Source organism: Oceanobacter kriegii DSM 6294, assembly GCF_000422845.1.
Classification (GTDB): Bacteria; Pseudomonadota; Gammaproteobacteria; order Pseudomonadales; family Oceanobacteraceae; genus Oceanobacter; species Oceanobacter kriegii.
This window is the reverse complement of the sequence record NZ_AUGV01000009.1, coordinates 58510-82764: the sequence shown is the minus strand read 5'-3', so window position 1 is coordinate 82764 and position 24255 is coordinate 58510. Positions and strand designations below refer to the sequence as shown.

The 24255-nt window shown below is 56.5% G+C and carries 25 protein-coding genes; 13 read left to right on the top strand and 12 right to left on the bottom strand.

Annotated features, from left to right (window positions below; genetic code table 11):
- The 4 genes from G516_RS0107920 to G516_RS0107905 all read right to left on the bottom strand — a co-directional run bounded on the left by G516_RS0107920 (window position 1) and on the right by G516_RS0107905 (window position 2972).
- Complete coding sequence (locus G516_RS0107920; protein ID WP_028293198.1) at window positions 1-678, bottom strand: MlaC/ttg2D family ABC transporter substrate-binding protein; 678 nt, start codon at window positions 676-678, stop codon at window positions 1-3.
- 232 nt (window positions 679-910) lie between these two features.
- Window positions 911-1372 carry an outer membrane lipid asymmetry maintenance protein MlaD gene (gene mlaD, locus G516_RS0107915; protein WP_028293197.1) on the bottom strand — a complete coding sequence of 154 codons (462 nt, stop codon included), beginning with the start codon at window positions 1370-1372 and terminating at the stop codon, window positions 911-913.
- 2 nt (window positions 1373-1374) lie between these two features.
- Window positions 1375-2157, bottom strand: a complete 783-nt coding sequence (gene mlaE, locus G516_RS0107910) for a lipid asymmetry maintenance ABC transporter permease subunit MlaE (protein WP_028293196.1) — start codon at window positions 2155-2157, stop codon at window positions 1375-1377.
- The gene (locus G516_RS0107905; protein WP_028293195.1) at window positions 2157-2972 is read right to left on the bottom strand and encodes an ATP-binding cassette domain-containing protein; all 816 of its coding nucleotides are present in this window, start codon (window positions 2970-2972) and stop codon (window positions 2157-2159) included. Before G516_RS0107905 ends, mlaE begins: the two co-directional genes overlap by 1 nt.
- A gap of 194 nt (window positions 2973-3166) precedes the next feature.
- Here G516_RS0107905 and G516_RS0107900 point away from each other — a divergent pair, with 194 nt between their 5' ends.
- The 12 genes from G516_RS0107900 (at window position 3167) to yjgA (ending at window position 12714) form a co-directional block, all read left to right on the top strand.
- Entirely contained in the window at window positions 3167-4132 is a 966-nt protein-coding gene (locus G516_RS0107900) for a calcium/sodium antiporter (protein ID WP_028293194.1), read from the top strand.
- A 2-nt stretch (window positions 4133-4134) separates the two neighbouring features.
- The gene (locus G516_RS0107895; RefSeq protein WP_036535267.1) at window positions 4135-5106 is read left to right on the top strand and encodes a KpsF/GutQ family sugar-phosphate isomerase; all 972 of its coding nucleotides are present in this window, start codon (window positions 4135-4137) and stop codon (window positions 5104-5106) included.
- Window positions 5106-5660, top strand: coding sequence for an LPS export ABC transporter periplasmic protein LptC (gene lptC / locus G516_RS0107890; RefSeq protein WP_028293192.1), 555 nt, complete (start codon window positions 5106-5108; stop codon window positions 5658-5660). Before G516_RS0107895 ends, lptC begins: the two co-directional genes overlap by 1 nt.
- Window positions 5647-6246 (top strand): lipopolysaccharide transport periplasmic protein LptA, encoded by a 600-nt coding sequence (gene lptA / locus G516_RS21570; protein ID WP_051219060.1) that lies wholly within the window; start codon window positions 5647-5649, stop codon window positions 6244-6246. The genes lptC and lptA overlap by 14 nt, the downstream gene beginning before the upstream one ends.
- Window positions 6243-6968 carry an LPS export ABC transporter ATP-binding protein gene (gene lptB, locus G516_RS0107880; protein ID WP_028293191.1) on the top strand — a complete coding sequence of 242 codons (726 nt, stop codon included), beginning with the start codon at window positions 6243-6245 and terminating at the stop codon, window positions 6966-6968. Before lptA ends, lptB begins: the two co-directional genes overlap by 4 nt.
- A 127-nt stretch (window positions 6969-7095) precedes the next feature.
- A complete protein-coding gene (locus G516_RS0107875; protein WP_036535262.1) occupies window positions 7096-8583 on the top strand; it encodes an RNA polymerase factor sigma-54 in 1488 nt (495 codons plus the stop codon).
- Between the two features lie 53 nt (window positions 8584-8636).
- Complete coding sequence (hpf, locus tag G516_RS0107870) at window positions 8637-8936, top strand: ribosome hibernation-promoting factor, HPF/YfiA family (protein WP_028293189.1); 300 nt, start codon at window positions 8637-8639, stop codon at window positions 8934-8936.
- Between the two features lie 3 nt (window positions 8937-8939).
- Window positions 8940-9392 (top strand): PTS IIA-like nitrogen regulatory protein PtsN, encoded by a 453-nt coding sequence (gene ptsN / locus G516_RS0107865; protein WP_028293188.1) that lies wholly within the window; start codon window positions 8940-8942, stop codon window positions 9390-9392.
- Between the two features lie 50 nt (window positions 9393-9442).
- On the top strand, window positions 9443-10309 hold the full coding sequence (rapZ, locus tag G516_RS0107860; protein ID WP_028293187.1) for an RNase adapter RapZ: 867 nt from the start codon (window positions 9443-9445) through the stop codon (window positions 10307-10309).
- 24 nt (window positions 10310-10333) lie between these two features.
- A complete protein-coding gene (locus G516_RS0107855; protein WP_028293186.1) occupies window positions 10334-10603 on the top strand; it encodes an HPr family phosphocarrier protein in 270 nt (89 codons plus the stop codon).
- Between the two features lie 155 nt (window positions 10604-10758).
- The gene (mgtE, locus tag G516_RS0107850) at window positions 10759-12114 is read left to right on the top strand and encodes a magnesium transporter (protein WP_028293185.1); all 1356 of its coding nucleotides are present in this window, start codon (window positions 10759-10761) and stop codon (window positions 12112-12114) included.
- Between the two features lie 75 nt (window positions 12115-12189).
- The gene (yjgA, locus tag G516_RS0107845) at window positions 12190-12714 is read left to right on the top strand and encodes a ribosome biogenesis factor YjgA (RefSeq protein ID WP_028293184.1); all 525 of its coding nucleotides are present in this window, start codon (window positions 12190-12192) and stop codon (window positions 12712-12714) included.
- Between the two features lie 685 nt (window positions 12715-13399).
- On the opposite strand, the gene G516_RS0107840 is transcribed toward yjgA, so the two are convergent.
- Together G516_RS0107840 and G516_RS0107835 are read right to left on the bottom strand one after the other, a co-directional pair.
- Window positions 13400-14245 carry a class III extradiol dioxygenase family protein gene (locus tag G516_RS0107840; RefSeq protein ID WP_028293183.1) on the bottom strand — a complete coding sequence of 282 codons (846 nt, stop codon included), beginning with the start codon at window positions 14243-14245 and terminating at the stop codon, window positions 13400-13402.
- The gene (locus G516_RS0107835; RefSeq protein WP_028293182.1) at window positions 14238-14639 is read right to left on the bottom strand and encodes a protocatechuate 3,4-dioxygenase; all 402 of its coding nucleotides are present in this window, start codon (window positions 14637-14639) and stop codon (window positions 14238-14240) included. The genes G516_RS0107840 and G516_RS0107835 overlap by 8 nt, the downstream gene beginning before the upstream one ends.
- 169 nt (window positions 14640-14808) lie before the next feature.
- Here G516_RS0107835 and G516_RS0107830 point away from each other — a divergent pair, with 169 nt between their 5' ends.
- Window positions 14809-15705: a helix-turn-helix domain-containing protein gene (locus G516_RS0107830; RefSeq protein ID WP_028293181.1), complete on the top strand. Its 897-nt coding sequence runs from the start codon at window positions 14809-14811 to the stop codon at window positions 15703-15705.
- A 122-nt stretch (window positions 15706-15827) separates the two neighbouring features.
- Here the strand turns inward: G516_RS0107830 and G516_RS0107825 are convergent, their stop codons facing one another.
- The 6 genes from G516_RS0107825 to mreC all read right to left on the bottom strand — a co-directional run bounded on the left by G516_RS0107825 (window position 15828) and on the right by mreC (window position 24195).
- Window positions 15828-16628, bottom strand: coding sequence for a carbon-nitrogen hydrolase family protein (locus G516_RS0107825; RefSeq protein WP_028293180.1), 801 nt, complete (start codon window positions 16626-16628; stop codon window positions 15828-15830).
- Window positions 16625-20719: a YhdP family protein gene (locus G516_RS0107820; RefSeq protein WP_028293179.1), complete on the bottom strand. Its 4095-nt coding sequence runs from the start codon at window positions 20717-20719 to the stop codon at window positions 16625-16627. The genes G516_RS0107825 and G516_RS0107820 overlap by 4 nt, the downstream gene beginning before the upstream one ends.
- Before the next feature lie 9 nt (window positions 20720-20728).
- Window positions 20729-22180: a ribonuclease G gene (gene rng, locus G516_RS0107815; RefSeq protein ID WP_028293178.1), complete on the bottom strand. Its 1452-nt coding sequence runs from the start codon at window positions 22178-22180 to the stop codon at window positions 20729-20731.
- A 127-nt stretch (window positions 22181-22307) separates the two neighbouring features.
- Window positions 22308-22877 carry a Maf family protein gene (locus G516_RS0107810; RefSeq protein WP_028293177.1) on the bottom strand — a complete coding sequence of 190 codons (570 nt, stop codon included), beginning with the start codon at window positions 22875-22877 and terminating at the stop codon, window positions 22308-22310.
- Entirely contained in the window at window positions 22874-23350 is a 477-nt protein-coding gene (mreD, locus tag G516_RS0107805; protein ID WP_028293176.1) for a rod shape-determining protein MreD, read from the bottom strand. Before mreD ends, G516_RS0107810 begins: the two co-directional genes overlap by 4 nt.
- Window positions 23350-24195, bottom strand: coding sequence for a rod shape-determining protein MreC (gene mreC / locus G516_RS21565; protein ID WP_036535254.1), 846 nt, complete (start codon window positions 24193-24195; stop codon window positions 23350-23352). Before mreC ends, mreD begins: the two co-directional genes overlap by 1 nt.
- Between the last annotated feature and the right edge of the window lie 60 nt (window positions 24196-24255).

Below are 24255 nucleotides of genomic sequence, written 5' to 3'. Positions count from 1 at the left end.
TCAGGTTCCTTGAATCACAGCCCGCTGGCGCAGTTCGCGTCCCTGCTCTTGCAGGTTTTCGATCCACTGTTCAATGGCGGCACCAATGTTGCCGTCGTTGTCGTTCACCAGCTGGGCGAATTGTTCGTTAAATAGTTGGCCCACGTTAATGCCGTTGACCACCACGTTCTGGGCTTTCCAGGAGTAGGACGACAGATCGTAGTACATGCTCTGGGTAATCGGGAATACCTTGCCGCTGGGGGTAATCACTTCCAGATCGACCAGGGTGTTACTGGACGTGTGCTCGAAATCATCACGCGGCGGCAACATCCGTACTTCGTAGTCGGTGAATTCAATCAGGCCGGTGGCGTACGAACTCAGCAAGCTGCGTTTGAAAGCGCGAGCAAAGCGAATGCGCTGCTGCTTGGTGGCCTTGAAGTAGTGCTTGCCCATGATCTTGCGGGTCAGGCGACGGAAGTCGACCATCGGGCCCAATACGTCTTCCAGCTCCCAGTAAAACCGAGCCTTGTCGCTTTCGTACAGGTGACGATTATTGTCGATGCGCTCCATCACCTGCGTCGTCACACGACGTACGACTTCATGGGCGTGTTCGCCCAATTCATCCGATTCGAGGGCCTGACTGACAGGGGCCAACAACGACAGCATCAGTGCCATCGCCAATGTGATAATCCGGATCATCATGTCTCCTTGTTGTTAATGGCGCGGTTGCTTGCAGGGACACACGTCCCACCACAAGCTCCCCCAGGCACACGTTGACGAATGCCTCGGTCCATGCGCGCTTTGCCTATTCCGATGAGTAAAGGAATGTAGGCAAAGTTTATTACAAAAAGATACAAACTGCGTAATCTGACAATAGCAATGGCGCCAGATTTCGCCTAAGGAATCAGAAGTAGTCCGTTCAGGGTAAAGCTTAGCCTTCTTCCGCCTTATTGAACAGGAAGCGACCAATCAACTCTTCCAGCACGATGGCAGACTGGGTGTCTTCAATCCAGTCGCCGTCCTTGAGGAAGTCGGTTTCTGCCCCCACCGTCAGGCCAATGTATTTTTCGCCCAACAGGCCTGCAGTCAGGATCGCGGCGGAGGTATCGATCGACAGGTTGTCGACGTCCTTGTTGATTTCCATTTCAACCACAGCGCTGTACCAGTCCTTGTCGAGGTAAATATTGGTCACCCGACCAATGGTGACGCCCGCCATCGACACCTTGGCACGATCATTCAGACCACCAAGGTTTTCAAAATGCGCTTTCACGGTGTAGGTATCACCGGCATCACTGACCGACAGCCCGCTGACGCGGAATGCCATCAGCACCAAAGCCACAATCCCCATGACCATAAAGATACCAACGGTAAATTCCAACGAACGCTTTTGCATAATCACACGCCTCCAAACATGACTGCAGTCAGTACAAAATCCAGCCCCAGAACCGCCAGTGATGCAATCACAACGGTTTGGGTGGTTGCCTTGCCAATGCCTTCCGAAGTCGGCATGGAGGCGTATCCCTGATAAACAGCAATCCAGGTAACCACCCACCCGAATGCCAATGATTTGATGATGCCTTTCACAACATCGTTATAAAAAGTGACCGATGCCTGCATGTTGCCCCAGTAGGCACCATCATCAATACCCAGCATATCAACGGCCACAAACGCGCCGCCCCAGATGCCGACGGTGCTGAAAATCAGCGCCAGAATGGGCATCGAAATCATGCCTGCCCACAGTCGTGGCGTAATCACCCGTTTTAGAGGGTCAACGCCCATCATTTCCATCGCTGACAGTTGCTCGGTGGCTTTCATCAGGCCAATTTCAGCCGTCAGCGCCGACCCTGCCCGACCGGCAAACAGCAAGGCGGTCACTACCGGGCCCAGCTCACGCAGCAGCGTTAAAGATACCAGCGTGCCAAGGGCCGCCTCGGAGCCAAAATCGACCAGAATGGTGTAACCCTGCAAACCCAGCACCATGCCGACGAAGAAACCGGCAACCGTAATAATGCTGAGTGAGCGCACGCCAACCGAAAACAGTTGTTTGACCAGATCGCCAAACCCGGCGCTGCCAGGGCCGCCCCACATCAGCGAGTTCCACAGCAGCATGCTGGAGGCACCCAGCGACTCGATCATGCCAATGCCAGTGCGGCCGAGGGTGCGAATACGATCCATCATCAGCCCTCTCCTCCGGCCAGAATGTCATTACGGTAGTCGTCTGCCGGGTAATGGAACGGCACAGGACCGTCCGGCTCGCCACGCAGAAACTGGCGTACCTCGTCGTTGCCGTCGTGCATCAATTCGTTGGGGGTACCAAAACCGATCACCTTGCCGCCGGACACCAGACAGAGGTAATCCGCAATGGAACAGGATTCCTCCACATCGTGGGACACCAGCAAGCTGGTCAGCCCCAGCGCCTTGTTAAGGCAGCGAATCAGCTTGACGATCATACCCATGGAAATCGGGTCGAGGCCGGTAAACGGCTCGTCGTACATGATCAGTTCCGGGTCCATCGCAATCGAGCGAGCCAGTGCAACCCGCCGCGCCATGCCACCGGACAATTCGGCCGGATTCAGATCGCGGGCACCGCGTAAGCCAACGGCTTCAAGTTTCATCAGCACCAGATCACGGATCATGGATTCCGGCAGGTCGGTGTGAGTTCGCAATGGAAAGGCAACGTTGTCGAAAACGTTGAGGTCGGTAAACAGGGCACCGGTCTGGAACAGCATGCCCATTTTCTGCTTGCGCAGTTCAAACAGTTGCTGGCGTTTGAGCTTGGGAACTTCCTGACCCGCCACCACGATGGAGCCGGAATCCGGCAGCAGTTGTCCACCAATCAGGCGCAGCAGCGTTGTTTTACCTGTACCACTGGGGCCCATGATGGCGGTGATTTTTCCTTTCGGAAAATCCACCGACAGGCCGTCGTAAATCAGGCGTTCACCGCGTGAGAATGTCAGGTCGCGAATCGACACATAGGCTTGTTCAGCCGCCATGGAAGGTTCCTTTCCTGGGCGTTTGGGAATGGTCGACAGAATAGCGGATTGTTTTGGCTTAACCAACGGCGCTGACGCGCCCTTACGGAACTGTCACAAAACGCTTTATTCCAATTGCTTGTGCCTACCCCTTCGGTACAATGCTGCGTCTTCAATTCTGCCGCAGATTTTTCTGACTTTTCGACAGGAGTTCTATGATTCTTCCTCTTATAGCCGTTGTGATTGGCCTGGTAGTACTGGTCTGGAGTGCAGACAAGTTCGTACTGGGTGCTGCGGCGACTGCCCGCCGTCTGGGCATGTCTCCTTTGCTGGTTGGCTTAACGATCGTTTCCATCGGCACATCTGCGCCTGAATTATTCGTTTCTGCGGTAGCGACCCTCGACGGTGTCGGCAACCTTGCCATTGGTAACGCCATTGGCTCCAACATTGCCAATATTGGTCTGGTGCTGGGTATTACCGCACTGGTCAGCCCGATTGCCCTGCGCAAAAAACTGCTCAAGAAAGAGCTGCCGCTGTTGTTACTGGTCAGCATTCTGGCCGGCCTGACGCTGGTTAACCTGGAGTTGGGACTGATCGACTCACTGCTGTTGCTGGCTGGCCTGGTGGTGGCCATGTACATCATGTTCCAGGACTCCGATGACGCTGGCGAATCGCTGGTCGACGACGAAGAAGCCGAAGCGATTGAGTCCATCTCAACCAAAATGGCGGTGTTCTGGCTGGTGACCGGTCTGGTTGCGCTGATGGCCAGCTCCAAGTCGCTGGTGTGGGGCGCGTCTGAAATTGCGATGTCGTTTGGCGTCAGCGAGCTGGTGATTGGTCTGACCATCGTTGCCATCGGCACCAGCTTGCCAGAACTAGCCGCCTCGGTTGCCAGTGCCCTCAAAGGTCACCACGACATTGCCATTGGTAACGTCATTGGCTCCAACATTTTCAATTTGCTGGCGGTCATGCCAGTACCAGGCCTGATCGCCAAGGTGGCCGTTGAGCCAGATGCGCTCTACCGCGATCTGCCGGTGATGCTGGGCCTAACTTTCGCACTGCTGGTGCTGTTCCTGATCAACCGCAAAAGCGGTGTGATGGGTCGCTTCAGCGGCATTGCGCTGACACTCAGCTACCTTGGGTATATGGGTGTCCTGTTTGCTACGGGTACGAATGGATAACAATGAATACTGAATTTAATTACCTCGAATCTGCCAAGCGTTCTATTGGACTGGAACGCGACGCCATCAACGATCTGATCGGCCGCCTGACTGACGATTTCAGCAAGGCCTGCCGCCTGATCATGGACTGCAAGGGCCGTGTTGTGATCACCGGCATGGGCAAGTCCGGTCATATCGGTAACAAGCTGGCCGCCACACTGGCCAGTACAGGTACCCCTGCGTTTTTCGTTCACCCGGGCGAAGCCAGCCATGGCGACATGGGCATGATCACCCGCGAAGACGTGGTGATTGCCCTGAGTAACTCCGGCGAAACTTCCGAAGTCACCAGCCTGCTGCCACTGCTGAAGCGTCTGTCTGTGCCACTGATCAGCATGACCGGCAATGCCGCATCAACGCTGTCCTCTGCCGCCGACGCCCACCTCGACACAGGTGTTGAACAGGAGGCCTGTCCGCTCAACCTGGCGCCAACCTCTTCCACCACCACAGCACTGGTGATGGGCGACGCGCTGGCCATTGCCCTGCTGGAAGCCCGCGGCTTCACCGCTGAAGATTTTGCCTTCTCCCACCCGGGTGGCAGCCTCGGCCGCCGCCTGCTGTTGAAAGTGGAAGACATCATGCACAAGGGTGACGAAATCCCGGTGGTTGCACCGGCCGATAGCGTCTCTCGTTCTTTGCTGCAAATGACCTCCAAGGGCATGGGCATGACCACCATTCAGGACGCCAACGGCGAACTACTGGGCATCTTCACCGACGGTGACTTGCGCCGTGCCATCGACCAGGGTGTTAACATCCAGACCGCCACCATTTCCGACGTGATGACCCGCAACGCCAAGAGCGTACCGGCCAACATGCTAGCGGCCGAAGCCCTGAAAATCATGGAAGACGTGAAAATCAGTGCATTGGTTGTGGCTGAAGAAGGCAAGATTCTGGGTGTACTGACCACTCACGACATGCTGCGCGCCGGAGTTATCTGATGCGTAAGCGTTACCTGCTGCTGGTTCTGGCCGTCTTTTTTGGCATGTCGTTGCTGGCAGTGGAACGCTATACCAACGAACTGGTGACGGAAGACGTTCACCAGTCCGTTGATGAACCTGATTACTACGGTGAAAACCTGCGTCACCGTCGCTTCAACGAAGCCGGTGAACTGGAACAATCACTGCGAGCGGAAGCCTCACGTCACTTCGACCAGAGCGGCGAAAGCATTCTCGACCAGCCGGTGGTGGAAACCACCGATGCCAATCAGCAACGCTGGCAGGCCTCTGCCGACCGCGGCCTGATTGCCGACTCCGATGCCGAAATCCGCCTGCAAGGCAATGTGTTGCTGGAATCCCGCGACCAAAGCAAGCTGATGACCATCACCACCGAATCCCTGATCTACAATCCGGATCAATCCCGGGCGTCGACCGACGACTGGGTTATCATCACCGACGGCACAAGTGAAACACGCTCCCAGGGTCTGAGCGTGGATACCAACCGCCAACGAATAGAACTCAAGCAACACGTGAGTACCCGTTATGTTCAAGAATAAGCTGGCCATGCTGTTAATGGCAGTGAGCCTGTTGCCGTTGACCGCCCAAGCCCTCGAAAGCGACTGGCAGCAGGAAATGGTCATCCAGTCCGACCGCGCCGAGCTTGACCGCAAAACCGGCATGGTGGTGTACGAAGGTGACGTTGAGCTGACCCAGGGCACCCTCAAAATACAATCCGACCGTCTGGTGCTGATTCTGGAAGGCAAAAGCCTCAAGCAAGCCATTGCCGAAGGCGAACCAGCCCGCTACGAGCAGCAAGTCAGTGCCGACAAGCCAGTGACCAACGCCAGCGCTGAACGCATCGACTATTTTGCTGCCGACAAGTTGATCAACTTCAGCGGCAACGCCGAACTGACCCAGGAAAACAACAGCTTCAGTGGCCAGCAGATTCGTTACGACATCACCGCCGAAACCGTCTCTGCCAGTGGTCAAACGCCCGCCTCCGACCAGTCGGACGCCAGCGGCGAGTCCGATAACCAGCGTATTCGCGTGATCATCCAGCCGCAGCAAACCGGCCAGGCTGACAGCGCAAACAACAACGTGCTGGACACTGACGCGGAGACAGCTGCGGAGACCGGCGAATGAAGACCCTCAAGGCGCAGCACCTGGCCAAAAGCTACGGCGGCCGGGAAGTGGTAAAGGACGTATCGCTGGCGGTTTCCAGCGGTCAAATCGTCGGTTTGCTGGGCCCCAACGGCGCCGGCAAAACCACCTGTTTCTACATGATTGTGAACCTGGTGCAGGCCGACAAGGGCCGTGTCAGCATCGACGATGAAGACATCTCCCACTTGCCGATGCACGGCCGCGCCAAGAAAGGCATTGGCTACCTGCCACAGGAAGCCTCGATCTTCCGCAAGCTCAGCGTTGAAGACAACATTCTGGCCATTCTGGAAACCCGCGACGACCTCAACAAGGCCGGCAGACAGCAGCAACTGGAACAATTGTTGGACGAATTTCACATCCAGCACATTCGCAAAAGTGCCGGTATGGCCCTCTCAGGGGGCGAGCGCCGACGGGTCGAAATTGCCCGCGCGCTGGCCGCTGAACCGTCCTTTGTGTTGCTCGATGAGCCTTTCGCAGGGGTTGACCCGATTTCTGTCGCTGACATCATGGACATCATTCGCCAGCTCAAAAACCGCGGTATCGGTGTGTTGATTACCGACCATAACGTGCGGGAAACATTGGCAATTTGCGAAAAAGCCTACATTGTAGGCGGCGGCCACATCATTGCCGAAGGCACCGCCGACGAAGTGTTGGCCAACGAACAGGTACGGGCTGTGTATCTGGGACAGGATTTCCGTCTCTGATCAGCAGCGCTGCCAGAGATTCCGGTATTTCGCTGTTTGCAAAGCGAAACCATACAGGCATAGGCAGGGCGCAAAGCTTGCGTATAATGCACAGAACATGCCGATCATTGATGAACAGTAGCGCAGTATGAAAGCATCGCTTCAGTTAAAAATGGGTCAGTCGCTGACCATGACGCCACAGCTGCAACAGGCCATCCGCTTGCTGCAACTGTCGACTCTGGATCTGCAACAGGAAATCCAGGAAGCCCTGGACTCCAACCCCATGCTGGAACACGACGAGTCCGAGAACGAAGACTTCTCCTCCGAAGCCAGCAGCAACAACGACAATAACGAAACCGAAGTCACTGCCAGCACGCCGGAACCGGAAACCCAGGAACTGGGCGACCAATGGTCTGACGACAAAATGCCGGACGACCTGCCGGTCGACAGCGACTGGGACGACACCTTCCAGACCACCGCCAGCATTGCCGCAGGCCCAGGTCCTTCCGGTGACGATGATTTCGACTACGACTCCCGTCATGCCACCACCGACGACCTGCAAGGTCATCTGGAATGGCAGCTGAACCTGACACCCATGAGCGACGTCGACCGCGAAATTGCCACCATGCTGATCGACGGTGTCGACGAAGACGGCTACCTGCACACCACCATCGAAGACGTGGTCGAAGCCATGGACCCGGAATCCGAGGTGGAACAGGAAGAAGTCGTTGCGGTATTGAAACGCCTGCAACAGTTCGACCCAGCCGGGGTGTTCGCCCGCGACCTGCGCGAATGCCTGTTGCTGCAACTGGCGCAACTGCCAAAAGAAACCCCCTGGTTGGCCGAAGCGCAGCTGGTGATCAGCGACTTCATCAATCTGCTGGGCAGCCGTGACTACCCGACCCTGATGCGCAAAACCAAATTGAAGGAAGACAACCTCAAGGCGGTGCTGCGACTGATCAAGGAACTCAACCCGAAACCGGGTGCGGGCATCAGCGGCGAACAATCCGAATACGTTGTCCCCGACGTCATCGTGCGCAACATCCGCGATGAATGGCGCGTCGAACTGAACCCCGACATCGCGCCGAAACTGCGCGTCAACGCCGACTACGCCTCGCTGGTGCGCCGCTCTGACAGCAGTTCCGACAACACCTTCCTGAAAGACCACCTGCAAGAAGCCCGCTGGTTCATCAAGAGCCTGCAAAGCCGCAACGACACCTTGCTGAAAGTGGCGACCAAAATTGTTGAATACCAGATCGAATTCTTCGAAGAAGGCGAAGAAAAGATGAAACCACTGGTATTGCACGACATTGCCGAAGCCGTTGGCATGCATGAATCCACCATTTCACGGGTCACCACCCAGAAATTCATGCACACCCCACGAGGCATTTTCGAGCTCAAGTATTTCTTCTCCAGCCACGTCAGCACCGACACCGGCGGAGAGTGCTCCTCGACCGCTATTCGCGCCATGATCAAGAAACTGATCAGCGAAGAAAACGCGCGTAAGCCACTGAGTGACAACAAGATTGCCACCATGCTGAGCGAAAAAGGCATTCAGGTGGCGCGACGGACCGTCGCCAAATACCGTGAAGCCATGATGATTCCACCATCAAACGAACGTAAACAGTTGATCTGATGTCAACAACAGGTCTAGTCTCAATATTGGATCTGTTAAGGAGGAGCCGTTTTATGAGCATCACTATTAGTGGCCAACACGTTGGAGTAACGGAAGCCATGGAAGCCTATGTGAAAGAAAAACTGGTGCGCCTGGAGCGCCACGCCGACATCACGTCGGGTCAGTTTATTCTCAAGCTCGAGAAGGATCGCAAGATTGCCGAAGGTACCCTGCACTTAGCAGGTGCCGACATCAACGCAACGGCGACTCACGACGACATGTACGCAGCCATCGACCTGATGGCCGACAAACTGGATCGTCAGGTGCTTAAACACAAAGAGAAACTGGTTGCACGACAGCACGGACAAGGCTAACGCATGACCCTCCAAATCGCCGATATCCTGACCCCGGAACGCACCATCAATGACGTGACGGTTTCAAGCAAAAAGAAGTTGCTGGAGTTCATCTCCAGTCTGGTTGCGGAAGAACTGAGCGATAGCTCATCGGATGAAGTGTTCGAACGACTGCTAGGGCGCGAGCGCCTTGGCAGTACAGGTATCGGCGAGGGCATCGCTATCCCCCACTGCCGTTTGCCGCAATGTAACGAAGCCGTTGGCGTGCTGTTGCACCTGAACGACGCCATCGACTTCGACTCGATCGACCGCCAGCCGGTCGATCTGGTGTTTGCCCTGTTGGTGCCGGAAGAAGCCACCGACGAACACCTGCAAATTCTGGCCACGCTGGCGCAAAACTTCAGCCAGGCCGATTACCGTCAGAAGCTGCGAGACGCCTCTGGCAACCGCACCCTGTTCGACGCTGCCCTGTCCTGACGGGTAGCCGAACCAGTCACTCAGCCACCGACAACCACTGGAGACAGGTTATGCGTCTGGTCGTCATTAGCGGTCGCTCCGGTTCCGGTAAATCCAGCGCCCTGGCCGTGCTGGAAGACCTGGGTTTCTACTGCATCGACAACCTCCCCGTCGACCTGCTGCCAGCCCTGGCAGAACTTCCCTGCAGCGCCGAAAAGCGTTCATCCGTCGCGGTCAGCGTGGACGTTCGTAACCTGCCGGACGACATTGAGCACCTCACCGAGGTACTGACCGAGCTGCCACAGCACTATCGTCAGCTCGACATCGTCTTCCTCGACGCCACCGAAGAAGTGCTGTTGCAGCGCTTCAGCTCGACCCGTCGTAAACACCCACTAACAGACAACAACATTTCGCTGGCCGAAGCCATCGACCGCGAAACCGAACTGTTGGGCCCCGTGGCCAACATGGCCGATCTGACGCTGGATACCACCAGCATGTCGGTGCATGACCTGCGCGGGCTGATCAAAATGCGCGTTGCCGGCAAAAGCACACCGGACATGGCGGTACTGTTCCAGTCGTTTGGCTTCAAGCAAGGCATCCCGCTGGACGCCGATTTTGTGTTCGACGTACGCTGCCTGCCGAACCCATACTGGCAACCGGAACTGCGGCCGTTTACCGGCCAGGATGAACAGATTCGCACCTTTCTGTCCGGCAAGGACGAGGTCAACGAAATGTTCACCGACATCGAAAGTTATCTGCTACGCTGGCTGCCACGATTCGAACAGAACAACCGTAGCTACCTCACCGTCGCCATTGGCTGTACCGGTGGTCAACACCGCTCGGTATACCTGTCCGAACGCCTGACCGAAGCCTTCCGTGAACGCTTCAGTAACGTTCAGGTTCGCCACCGCGAACTGAACCGCCTCGGTCACAGCTAACCCGCACTATCAGGAGTTTCATGGATGGTCTCGACCACGATCACCATTATTAACCGCCTTGGCCTGCACGCCCGTGCTGCTGCCAAACTGGTGTCCACCGCCGCCGCTTACGGCAGCACCGTGAAAGTGGGCTACCCCGACCGCATGGTGGATGCCAAAAGCATCATGGCCGTCATGATGCTGGCAGCCAGCAAAGGCACCGATGTCCAGATCATCGCTGAAGGCGATGACGAGCAAGCCGCACTGGATGCTCTGTGCGATCTGATCAACCGCAAATTCGATGAGGGCGAGTGAACTTTCGCCCTTTTTCCGCTCTAACTCTCTTCTGAAATAATTCTTTTATTTCAATCTGATAGCGACTATTTCGGTAGTAATTTCCAACTCTTGTACATGGCAAGGTCTGAGCTTTCAGGCTAAAATCATGCCATCCCTACTGGCGGTGAATCCTCATGGCAGAACTCAGCGAAAAGGCAAAAGCAAAACTCCATAGCCTTAATGAAGCGCTGGAATCCGGTGCCATGGCCAAGGTGCGTCGAATCATCAACTCTGGCCTTGCGCCGGTCGACGTAGCCCATCTGATCGAATCCTCTCCACCGAAGGCCCGTGCGGTCATCTGGGAGATGGTCGACAAGGAGATCGAAGGTGATGTAATCCAGCATCTGTCGATCGACATCCAGAGCCAATTCCTCAGCGACATGAGCGCCGAAGAGGTTGTTGACGTTACGTCCGACCTCGAAACGGATGATGTTGCCGACATTCTGCAGCAGCTGCCTGAGCGTGTGACTCAGGAAGTGCTGGACTCCATGGACCACCAGGACCGCGCCCGGGTAGAAGCCATTCTTGGCTATCCGGAAGACAGCGCCGGTGGTCTGATGAACACGGATACCATCACCATCCGTGCCGATATTACCCTCGACGTGGTACTGCGCTACCTGCGCCGTCACCAGTCGCTGCCGGACATGACCGACAACCTGTTGGTGGTTAACCGTCAGAACGAATACATCGGCATGCTGCCAATCCGCAAACTGCTGGTCAGCGACCCGCAGCAAACCGTGCGGGAAGTAATGTCCACCGGTGGCCACGTGATTCAGGCCACCCAGCATGAAACCGAAGTGGCGAAACTGTTTGAACGCCACGACCTGGTATCCGCCCCGGTAGTGGACTCCAACGGCATGCTGCTCGGCCGTATCACCATCGATGACGTGGTTGACGTAATCCGTGAAACCGCCGACCACTCGTTGATGAGTATGGCCGGTCTGGACGACGAGGAAGATACCTTTGCGCCGGTGATGAAAACCACCAAGCGCCGGGCCGTGTGGCTGGGTATCAACCTGATTACCGCCTTTATTGCGTCCGCTGTGATCGGCCTGTTCGACAAAACCATCGAAGCCGTAGTAGCACTGGCCGTCTTGATGCCAATCGTTGCCAGCATGGGTGGTATCGCTGGCAGCCAGGTGCTGACGCTGGTGATTCGAGGCCAGGCCACGGGTCACCTGAGCGGTGCCAACTTCAAATGGCTGTTTAACCGCGAACTGGCGGTTGCCGGTCTTAACGGCGTGCTGTGGGCGGTGGTGATTGCCTTGCTGGCCTACGTCTGGTTCCGCGATGCCGGTATCTCGGTAATTATGGCAGCTGCCATCCTCATCAACCTGCTGGCCGCGGCCATGAGTGGTGCAGCGCTGCCGATGATCCTCAAGGCCCGCGGCATCGATCCGGCCCTTGCTGGTGGTGTTATTCTGACCACAGTGACAGATGTGGTAGGATTCATGTCTTTCCTGGGTCTGGCGACCCTCTTCTATCTTTAATACCGTCAAACCCGACTGTGGTTTTTCGAGGTGCAGCCATCGCTGCACCAGCCCCTATGACCTTGCGAGACCTGTATGAGCGACTTTGATTACGATGCCTTTGACGAACAGCCAGAAGAATACGAGCTGGTCAGCAAATCGGAAATGAAGCGTGAAATGGAGCGCTGGCAGGCACTGGGCGAAAAGCTGACCCAACTGCCGGAGTCGCTCTGGAAGCAGCTGCCGATCAGCGACACCTTGCTGGCCGCCCTCAACGAAAGCAAACGCATCAAACAGTTTGGTGCCCGTAAACGTCACCTGAACTACATCGGCAAAGTCATGCGTGACGAAGACGTCGACGCCATTCAGCAGTTTGTTGATATGCAAGACCCATCCAGCGAAGCCTATGGCCGCCGTCAGGGCCAACTGGAAATGTGGCGTAACCGCCTGCTGGCTGACGGCAAGGCGCTGAATGAATTCATCGAGCAATACCCACAGGTCGACCGCCAGCAACTGCGCAACCTGGTCCGTAACGCCCAGAAAGAAGTGCAGGGCGAAAACGGCAAACCGGGTAAAAGCTACAAGGCGCTGTTCCAGCTGATCAAATCCGAGACGGAATAATTCAGTCTGAAGTCAGTTGTCAGTTGTCAGTTGTCAGTTGTCAGTTGTCAGTTGTCAGTTGTCAGTTGTCAGTTGTCTGGTGTCTGGGGTCTAGGCGGGGCGCGCAGCCTCTGGGGTCTGGACAATAGTGTGAGAGAGAGCTTGCTCTCGATAAACCATCGGCAGCAAGCTGCCTCCTACAAAAGAATAGGATGGGCACTCGTGCCCATCACCATCAAAGACACACCAAGCGTAGGCTGGGCCCCGCCAAGCAGCGGTTGGGCATGGCCCAACCTACGAGTCTGAGATCTAGGCGGGGCGCACAGCCTCTGGGGTCTGGACAATAGTGTGGGAGAGAGCTTGTTCTCGATAAACCATCGGTAGCAAGCTGCCTCCTACAAAAGAATAGGATGGGCACTCGTGCCCATCACCATCAAAGACACACCAAGCGTAGGCTGGGCCCCGCCCAGCAGCGGTTGGGCATGGTCCAACCTAAGATCTTGCATTATTGCAAGAGCGAATCGCGGCACGCAGTATTATTCGCGATAACCATCATCGGGAATAAATTCCCTCCTACACGTCAGCTTGTAGGCTGAAGGCTCGCCCAGCCTACGAGACTCCAAGCAATAAAAACCCGCGAATGCCTTTGTGGAAACCACAGCAACAAACGCGGGTTTGAGCCCAAACACTTATCTCCCAACGGGAATCAATCTTCCTGTGGCGTCAGCAACAACACCCCGGCACCGGTATTGGAGATCGGTGCATGGTAGTGCTTGTGCAGCACATTCACGTTCTCTGGCAGCGCGCCGCGCATCACCATCCACATGATCACTTCAATGCCTTCGGTACCGGCTTTTTCCATGATTTCGCTGTTGGACTGATTACACAGCCACTCCGGGTTTTCGATCACGGAGTTGATGCACTCAATGTCGTATTCAACGTCAATCAGACCTGAGCGCTCACCCTGCAGCTGGTGCGACAAGCCACCGGTGCCGATAATCACCACCTTCATGTCTTCCGGGTAGCTTTCGACCGCTGTCCGCAACGCCTGCCCCACTTCATAACAGCGACGAGCGCTTGGCAGCGGATGCTGAACGGTATTCACTGCAAACGGCAGGGTTTTCAGCGGGTAATCGCCGTGGTGACGCCAGAACAGCTGCATCGGTACGGTAAAGCCATGATCGACTTTCATCTCCTGGCAGGTGCACATATCCACACCCTGGTTGATCAGCTTTTCCGCCACATGCCATGAAAAAGCCGCATCGCCCTGAAATGGCTTCAGTACCGGAATACCCCAGCCTTCATCGGCGTTCTGGTACTGGTCAGCACAGCCCATTGCAAAGGTTGGTACCTGGTTGAGGAAGAAATTCAGGCCATGGTCGTTGTACACCACGATGGCCAGGTCCGGCTTCACCTCATCCAGCCACTTTTTAACCGGCTCATAGCCGTCGAAAAAGCGCTTCCAGTATTCGTCCTGCTCCAGCCCACCGGCAATGGCGTTGCCAATGGCCGGGATATGAGATGTGGTCAAACCCGCAATGATCTTAGCCATGCCAGAATCCTCCTTCCTGCTTCAACTTGTCTTCAAAACCTTCGGCGTTGTTGGCCAGCATCTGAATAAACTGGTCGCGGGTAATGCCATGAAACGCAGCACCAGCATCCTGTACGCTCAGGCCATGGAAAACGGCGATTTTGGCGAGGTAATACACATTGCCGCCGAGGTGCATCAGCTTGAGGAAATCCCCGGCCAGCACCGCTTCGCGCTGCTCGTCACTGAGCTGGTACTTGCGGCAGTAAGCATCCATATCCGCTTCAAATTCGTCGCGGTTGTGCTTGTGGATAAAGGAATACGCCATGCGATTGAGGTTGTAGCCTGAGTGGGAACGTTGGCCGTCAAAGACGTAAGTCCCCGGAATACTGTCGTAATCGTGCTCTTGCCAGCTCATGGATTACCTCCGGTCAGTTTCTTATTCGTGGTGGTCATTGCTCGATATCAGGATTGCAGTTTTCATCATAAAACCGCCTAAAAACATGGATCTTTCGATGCCATATTTGTACATTTCGAATATCCATAATCAGGCCAACGGCAAAAACTGACGTGTATCAAGGTTCGATATGACAGCTCCCGAGATCACCCCTGCGATCCAGATCCCCGTCGTTCACTACTACGGCGAAGCCGCCAGTGGCTTTTCCGCCGACCTGATGCATTGCGAACCGCTCAGCATTCGCAGCCGTGAACACCAGTTCACCATCAAGCCTCACCGCCACCACGGCCTGACTCAATTGTTCTGCCTGACCCGTGGCAGCGGCGATGCCAATATCGATGGCGAAAGTCTGGAAATCAGCGCTCCGGCGGTGATGGTGATTACCGAATTGTGTGTGCACGACTTCCTGTGGAGCCACGACGTCGAAGGCTATGTGCTGTCACTCAGCCACTCGCTGCTGGCGCAACTGGACGATCAGCAACGGGTTTTGCAACACACGCAGATTATTGAAGACGAACCCGGCTGCCTGCTGCTCGCCGGTTACTTTCAGGGCTTGTGTGAGGAGTACCAGAACACCGCCGATCCTCAGCGGGCGCTGGCGTTGGGAAGTTGGTTAAACCTGCTGCTACTGACACTGCAGCGCCAGCAGCACCTCCACCAGCAGCAACACAGCGGCGCGCACAGCCAGCCACAGCAGTACCGCGCCAGCCAATATCTGCAACGGTTTAACCAATTGGTGAATCGGGATTATGCCCGCCAACGGACGGTGGAAAGTTACGCCAACGAGCTTGGGGTCAGCGCCCCACATTTGAACAGTCTCTGTAAACAGCAGTTGGGGAAAAATGCGCTGGCGCTGGTACATGAACGGCTGACGCTGGAAGCCAGCCGACGGCTGAGCTACACCATTCAGCCCATCAGCGTGATTGCCGATCAACTGGGGTTTGCCGACCCGGCCTATTTCACGCGTTTTTTCAAGCGCCAGACAGGGCTATCGCCGAAGCAATTCCGGCAGCAATCCGAGGCGTGAACCCGGGTTCAAACAATCACTGTGGGAGAGAGCTTGCTCTCGATAGCCTAAGATAGCTACACGTGCTTGATTAACTGTTTCGGCAGCAAGCTGCCTCCCACAAAGCGATGCAAGCTACAGGCTCAAACCCGCCGATGGCCAAGCACCGGCATGCTGTCACGGACGGTCTGGATTTGATCGTGGTTGATGTCCACCACCACCACACCGGGTTCGTGTTCGAGGCTCTGCTGCACCTTGCCCCAGGCATCAATCACGCAGGAATGCCCCCAGGTTTGGCGTTTGTCGTCGTGCCAGCCACATTGGTTGGCGGCAACAACGTAAACCTGTTCTTCAATGGCACGGGCGCGCAGTAACGGCTCCCAGTGGGCTTCGCCGGTCTTGTAGGTGAACGCCGCAGGCACCGAGATAATATCAGCGCCTTTTTCACGCAATTGGCGGTGCAGTTCCGGAAAGCGTAGGTCGTAACAAATGGTCAGGCCGAGTTTGCCGACCGGGGTATCGACCACCACGACCTCATCGCCGGGACAGAAGCGTTCAGACTCGCGGTAGCTGCCCTGGGCATCGCCGACAGCGACGTCGAACAGGTGAATCTTGTCGTATCGCGCCACCAGTTCACCCTGGTCATCAAACACCAGTGAGGCTGAGCGTACCCGGGTTTCCGCCGGGTCAGGGTCACGTTGCGGTACAGCACCGGCAACAATCCACATCCCCAGCTCCTTGGCGGTATTGCCCAACGTGTCGAGCCAGGCCAGGTCACCGGCCAGTTCCTGATAACACTTGCCGTCCATCGACAGAAACATTTCCGGCAGCAGCGCAAGCTCAGCACCCTGTTCTTTGGCTTGCTTCAGTAGCGTCAGCGCCTGCTCGAAGTTCTGTTGTGGGTCTGACTGACTGCTCATCTGAATGGCAGCAACACGGCTCATTTTGATTCCTCCAGTCCGAAGATGCTCAGGAAACGATCCTTGAATGAGCGCACTCGCTTGCCTTCAACCTCGTTATCGAAGGCTTCACGAATTTTCATATTCGGCTTGCCCCAGGTGCCGGTCACATCGTAACTGGCACTGGTGAAGCGTTCCAGCTCATCACCGATCAGCTTTTCCGTCACGTAGATGGCACCGGCCACCGGGGCGGCAAAGCCCGCCAATACGGCAACCAATGGTAGTGATCCTGTGACAGGAAAGGTCACCGCCAGTTTCATATCCAGCGTCTCAGTGCTGAGATTGGAGGAGCCCGACGCCAGCACCTTGGCACCAGGGCCGTCGACCACCAGTGGCTCGGTGAAGGTCATCATGCCGTTCTCGACCTTGGCCTTGGCCTTGGTCACGTCAAAGGCAATACCGGACTGGTACAGGTCGGAGAAATCCAGCTGCAGGCGCCGTGAAATGGAATTCACGTTCAGTGCGCCAAAGGCTTTCAACGCCCCTGCGCCTTCGGTTTTCCAGCTGCCGTCTTCAATCCGTACAGAGACCAGGCCGTTAAGGCTTTGTGGATTAAACGCCATCGGCGAGCCACGCCAACTGAGGCTGGCGGTGGACTTCAGACGCTTGCCTTCAATCATCGGGTCCTGTCGGAAGGCCCGCTGAATCTTGCCAATGTCGCTGCCGTTTATTTGCATCAGATCGAGACTGGTCAGATGTCCGTTGGCATCCACCAGCCAGCGGGCATCACCAGTGATGTGCAGCCCCTTGAGGTTGGAGTCATTAACGGTAATGGCCGCGCCCTGATCAATCGGACGGCTACTGAGGTTCCAGGAACCAAAATTCCAGCCCCCCAGCATGATCTCTTTCAGATCAATGTCCATTGGCAGCAAGTCGGACGGCAGCAAATCCTTAAGGGTATCGTCAGCCAGCACTTGCGCCAGCGGCACGACCTGTTTGGGCTTACCAGCATCCTTATTTGCTTGTGCCGAGCTGCTGACATCCACGTCTTGCTCGGACTGGGGAATATGGATGTAGTCCATGGCAATTTGCACCGGGCTGTCATCGGCAGGCATAACCACAGTGCCCTTGCCCAGTTTGCTGTCGATGCTGACGTTCCACTCGCCCCATTGCTGGGTAGCGACCAGATGGGCGTTGCCGGTTGGCAGCGTCCAGGCGTCGATGTTGTTGAACTGCAAGTCCACCAATCGCAGCGGATTTTCAGAATGCGCCGCTTGACGGGCTTCTGCGCTACCCTGATCCGGGTTTGTTGCGGATGAATCAGACGTATCAGGCGAAGTTGCCGGGGCACTTTGGCTCGATTCCGCTTCCGCCAATGGCAACAGACGCTGCCACATGGCCCACCAGTCTTCGGCAACCACCGGCTTGTCGATCTGACCCCGAACCTCAATGCCGCTGTCGCTCGGCAGGAACGGCTTGCTGCCACCCAGATATACCTGACCGCGATCCACCCCGTCATCGTCGAGGGCAAACACCCCGCGAATGCGGTTGTCGTAGTTCAGCGAGATACGTGTTTCCCGCCCCGGCCGTACTTCAACATTGAGGCTGTGGTCAGCATCGTCGGCAGCCTTGCCCAGCGGTGCGGGGTAATCAATTTGAGTACCCGCCAGATTGCTGTCGAGGCGGAATACCACATCGCCAGAGCCGGTGTTGATGTTCAGGTCGGCCTCGTAGTTCAGGGTGCCTGACAGCGGGTCGAGCAGAAACATCGGCATCCATTGCTTGAAGGCCGCCACGCTGGCATCACCGCGGCCGTGCAAGTTGGCCTTGAAGGCACCGTCGGCACCGGTCATTGTCGATTCCAGTCGCGCATACACATCGCCGCCCATCACCGAGGCGGTGAATTCCGGCGACTGAATACCGCTGTTGGAGTCGTACTCAAACGGCCCGGTCACCCGGGTCAGCGTCAGGTTCAGATCGTTGAGCGCAATGCGGTTGTTTTCCAGCTCGGCTTCCAGATGCACATCCGGTGCGGCATCTTCTGACCCCAATGGCATATCCAGCTGCAGCGAAGCCGTCAGTGGACCTTGTGCCTGCCACTCGTCGAAGGTGTGGTTCAGCATTTGCTGTAACGGTGTGTCGGTGAAATAACGAATGGCTTCGCTGCTGTCGCCTGCCAGCTTGCCAGCAACTTTCAATTGGGTTGGCTGCCCAGTTTGATTACGAATACGAATACGGGTGCTGTTGGGCTGCAAATTACCGCCCAGCGTTCGGCCACGCTCAACCCAGGCATCCACCGATGGCGCATTCACCAGCACCCGGCCCTTGAGGTTGTAGATGATTGGCCAGTCTTGCAGGTATTCCAGCTCGCCGTGGTCAACATCAACGTACAGTTGCGTAGTGAGGCTATTGGCCGGACGATCGGCTTCCAGCTCGCCGTTCAATACCAGTGAACCGTTCTTCAAATCCCCCGCCAGCAAGGCGGTGCCAAGCCAGTTGCTCAGTTCGGGTTCCAGCAAATCCGGCAACAAGCGGCTGCGGTCGTGAATGCTGGCGTCCGGCAAGCCCAACAGCAGGCTCAGGGTTTGCGGCTTGCCAGAGGCCCGCGACGGCAGGAACAGGCTCAGTTCGCTGCGCAGGTGCAAATGATTCCAGCGGGCTTTGATGTCGCTGAGCCAAACCTTGGAAGCATCCGGCTCAATTTGCCAACTGAACACCCCGGAGAGGTCATCCATATCCCAAGGCTGGTCGTATACACCCTTGAGGTCGACCACTACGTCTTCGTCGTTAAAGCGAATCTTGCCGCGGCGGGGCTGCAAATGCAGGCTGCCGTTCAGCCCCTGTATTCCGGGAATGCCACGGTAGCTAAGGCCATGTACATCACGAATCTCTGCACGAACATCCAGTTGCTCCAGCTCGCCGGGCAGCACCGACACCCGAATGTCCTGCGCCACACCGCCGGGTTGAATATTGCCCAGATACTGGTCGAACGGTGCTGGCAGAAGTCCGTGGTCAAGCAGGTAATCGACCGCGTCGCCCAGTTGCAGCTCAGCCAGTCCCAACTGCCAGCCACGCTGGTGTGAAGAGGATTCATCCAGCTGAATCAGACTGATGGTGAAGTCGTCCAGCGGCACGGAATCGCCCAATTGGGGCTTAACCCGCATGTGCCAGTCGTTGCCATCCAGTTCGCCGCCAATCTGAATGCGACCACTGTCGAGCTCCAGCGGCTCTTCGTTGGTCACCAGATTCAGGTGGCTTAACGCCAGGTCGGCGTACACTTTCTGTAAGACACCGTCACGCACGGTCAGCCACACTTCGGCACCAGCATCCAGTTCCTTGAACTGCAATCCCATGGGTAAGTCGTCCGGAATCCAACGAGTCCAGCTTTGTGGTTCAACGTAGGCAACCACTTCGCCGTTTTGCGACTGCCACGGCCAAACCTGCCCGGTAAGCGCAGCATTGATGGAAATATCCGCCAGTTCCTGACGGCCCCAGGAAATATGGCCACGCACCGACTGGCTATTGCCCTGATGCCGCCACAGCCACTGATTGATGTTCAGGTGATCGAGTTTGCCGTCGGGATTGGTGACGCTGATCTGCCAGTTTTCCAGCTCCACCATTTGCTGCAATTCCAGCAATCTGGCCCACAGCGGACGGCTGTCAGGCCTGGCTTCGGCGGAGCTGCGGCTGTCGCGAGGAACGCTATCCTGAGTATTGCCTTCAGGCAGCGGCAGCAACTGCCAGTCGCCGGAAAACCATTGATGATCGTCGGTGCGGCGGACGTCGGCTTGCAGGCCATCCACCTCAATGCGCTTGAAGACCGGTAGCTGATAGAAGGCTGAAGCACTGACGTCGAGCTCGGCTTCCAGACGTTGAAGCCGCAGCGGGTGATCCAGCGGGCCAACTTCAATGTCCGTTACCCGGATCACCGGCGATAAATAGCGCCAGTCGCCTTCCAGCTGACCGATGGACACAGGTTGTCCCAACAGCTGTGACAGCTGTTGCTCAACGTCCGGCCGCCAGGTTTCTACCAGCGGGATCAACTGGCGACCAATGCTGGTGTACAGAGCCAGTAATACCAGCCCGACCACCAGCGTGATCCAGATTTGCGTCCAAACGGCCGCCAGAAACCTCATTACCGGGTCCTATTGAAGGATGATGTCGTAGTAGTCCTGGGCGTACAGGCCTTCGACCTGCAACTTGATGCTTTTGCCGATAAAGGCTTCCAGATCGGCAAGACCATCACTGTCTTCTTCCTGAAGGCGGTCCACCACCAGCTGACTGGCCAATACCAGATAGTTGCCAGCACCGTAGGCCCGATCCTCCCGCAGGATTTCACGGAAGATTTCGTAGCACACGGTTTCCGGGGTTTTCACCGAGCCGCGGCCATCACAGGCCTTGCACGGCTCCATCAGCATTTGCTCAAGGGATTCGCGGGTACGCTTACGGGTCATTTCCACCAACCCAAGTTCCGACACACCGCTGATCTTGGTTTTGGCGTGGTCTTTTTCCAGCACCTTTTCCAGCATGCGGTGGACCTGACGCTGGTGTTCGGTGTCCATCATGTCGATGAAATCGAGAATGATGATGCCGCCCAGATTGCGCAAGCGCAGCTGACGACCAATGGCCGTGGCCGCTTCCAGGTTGGTTTTGAAGATGGTTTCTTCCAGATTACGACGACCAACAAAACCACCGGTGTTGACATCGATGGTGGTCATGGCTTCGGTCTGGTCAATCACCAGATAACCACCGCTTTTCAGCGGTACCTTGCGCTCCAGTGCGCGTTGGATTTCATCTTCAACACTGTACAGCTCGAAAATAGGACGCGGGCCCGGGTAGTACCCCAAACGCTCTTCCACTTCCGGCACGTACTGATGAGCAAACTGCTGGATTTTTTCGAAGGTTTCGCGGGAGTCGACCAGAATCTTGTCGACCTCCGGACGGGCGTAATCCCGCAGGGTACGCAATGGCAGCGGCAGCTCGTCGTAGATAACCGATGGTGGTGTGAACTCCTTGATGCGCTCTTCCAGCTTGCGCCACAAACGACGCAGGTAGCGGGTGTCGGCCAGAATTTCCTCTTCGCCAACGCCGTCTGCGGCGGTGCGCAGAATAAACCCGGCTTCGCCAGTCAGGCCTTCCGCTTCCATGCAGTTTTGCACCATCTGCTTCAGGCGATCGCGTTCCTCGTCATCGTCGATGCGCTGGGAAACCCCGACGTGGTCGGCCCCCGGCATGTACACCAGATAACGGGAAGGAATGGTCAGTTGGGTTGTCAGACGTGCACCCTTGGTGCCAATCGGGTCCTTGGTGACCTGCACCACCAGCGACTGGCCTTCGTGCAACAGCTGGTTGATGGGCGTTTGCGGATCGTGTGAACCCAGTTCCGCAGCGTGGATAAACGCCGCGCGCTCCAGGCCAATATCCACAAACGCGGCTTGCATGCCTGGCAGCACCCGCACCACTTTGCCCTTGTAGATATTGCCGACCAAACCACGATGGTTGGTACGTTCAATGATGATTTCTTGCAGTACACCGTTTTCGACCACCCCCACGCGGGTTTCGGTGGGGGTCACGTTCATCAGAATTTCTGCGTTCACAGCGAGGTCCCTTTAATTCTTAATATGGGGGCACTGCCATCCTCAGCGCGTGTAACAAGCACGCGGAGTGTGCACGGGCACAGGCGCTGACATCCGGGTCTCTGCCTGACAACAGGCTCAGAGCCGCTCAGGACTGCCAGTAGGCGATGCCATGTTGTTCCAACAAGCTGGCGGTTTCGGCCAGCGGCAAGCCCACCACATTGGTGTAGCTGCCTGAAATTTTCTCGACCAGCACGGCGCCACGGCCCTGAATGCCATAGCCACCAGCCTTGTCGTCACCTTCTCCGGTAGCAACATAGCGGTCAATCAGTTCGTCATCCAATTGGCGAAAGGTCACATCCGTAACCACCAATTCACAACTTTCCCGTTCAGCAGATACCACGGCCACGGCGGTCAATACCTGCTGAGTATGCCCTGATAACTGCTGCAACATAAGCGTGTGATGGGCACGATCTTGCGGTTTACCAAGAATCGCATCGTTGATGATCACGCTGGTATCCGATGCCAGCACCACATCGTCCGGGTTCATCGCCAATACCGTGCGAGCCTTGGTCAGCGCCATGCGTACGACGTAATCGGACGGCCGCTCGCCAGGCTCAGGGGTCTCATCAATGTCGGCCGGTTGAATACGGTGAGGGACACCAATCTGATCCAGCAGCTCACGCCGACGGGGAGATTGGGAAGCAAGAATCATCATCGGCCAAACCTGTGCATCAACAAGCGGGTCAGGGCAAACAACCACGGCCATACAAACGCCGAACTCAGCGCCGGGCCCCAGATGTCCACCGGATGGGCGAAATCAAACAACACCTGCGCCAGCCAGAAGCGCAATAACTGATGCAGCAACGCCAACACCAGCACCACCGCCAACTGCTGAAACACATTGAAGATTTCCATGCGGCGGAAAAACAGCTGCACCAGAAAAATATGAATGGCGAGGGTAAACACATGCGTACCCAGCAAGGTGCCCTGCTCGGCGTCCATCAGCAGTCCCAGTGGTACGGCCAACCACAAACCAAAGGTGCTGGGTGCCTGAAACACCAGCAAGGTAATGATCACCAACACCCACAACGGCTGGAACCAGACAATCAGGTCCGGCACCGGCAGGTGCTCCATCACAAAGCCGAAGAAAATGGCCACCAGGCCGATCAATAAGGCTGCAACCGACATCAGCGCGGAATCCTCCAAAGGTCTTCTGGTGGAACCTGCCCGGCACCCTGACTGAAAATCAGCAACAGCATACGGCTGCGATCCAGATGCGCACTTGGGGTTGCCGTCACCGTGGCAAACATTTCACCGGCGTTATGTTCGACCTTGTCGACCACTGCGACCGGGTAACCCCGTGGGTAGCGACCGCCCAGGCCAGAACTCACCAGCAGGTCGCCTTCCTGAATATCGGCGGTGTTCGGCACGTAAATCAGCTCCAGTCGATCCAGCGAGCCGGTGCCTGTGGCAATGGCGCGCACACCGTTTCGGTTAATCTGCACCGGCATGGCATGGTTGGAGTCGGCAATCATCATCACCCGCGAGGTATGCGGCAGCACATCCACTACCTGCCCCAGCAGGCCGTAGGCATCCAGCACCGGCTGACCAATAAAGACGCCGTCTTCGCCACCCTTGTTGATCAGGATTTGCTTGGTGAAGGGGTCCGGGTCAACCGCCACCACGGTGGTGACCAGTACCTTGTCGTCGACTTGCTCGGACGCACTGAGCAGCTCGCGCAGCTCGATGTTTTCGGCTTCCAGCGACGCCAGCCGCTGGGCTTTCAGTTCCAGCACCAGATTACGGGCCGACAGCTGTTTGTTTTCGTCCAACAGGTCGCGACGGGACGTGGTCGACTCGCCCATCCATTCCGCCAAAGACGACGGCAACAGCGACAACTGCTGGGCAGGGTACAGGACATAACCGGACAGGTAGCGGAGTGACTGAACAAAAGGATAGCGTTGGTCAGCCCACATCAGGGCCAACGCCAACAGGCAGATCAGCAAGGTTCGCTGACCCTGATAGGGAGGCATCTGAAATTGCGGTTTGATAACCCAACTCCCACGTTACAGAAGGCAGAGATTAAAAACAGA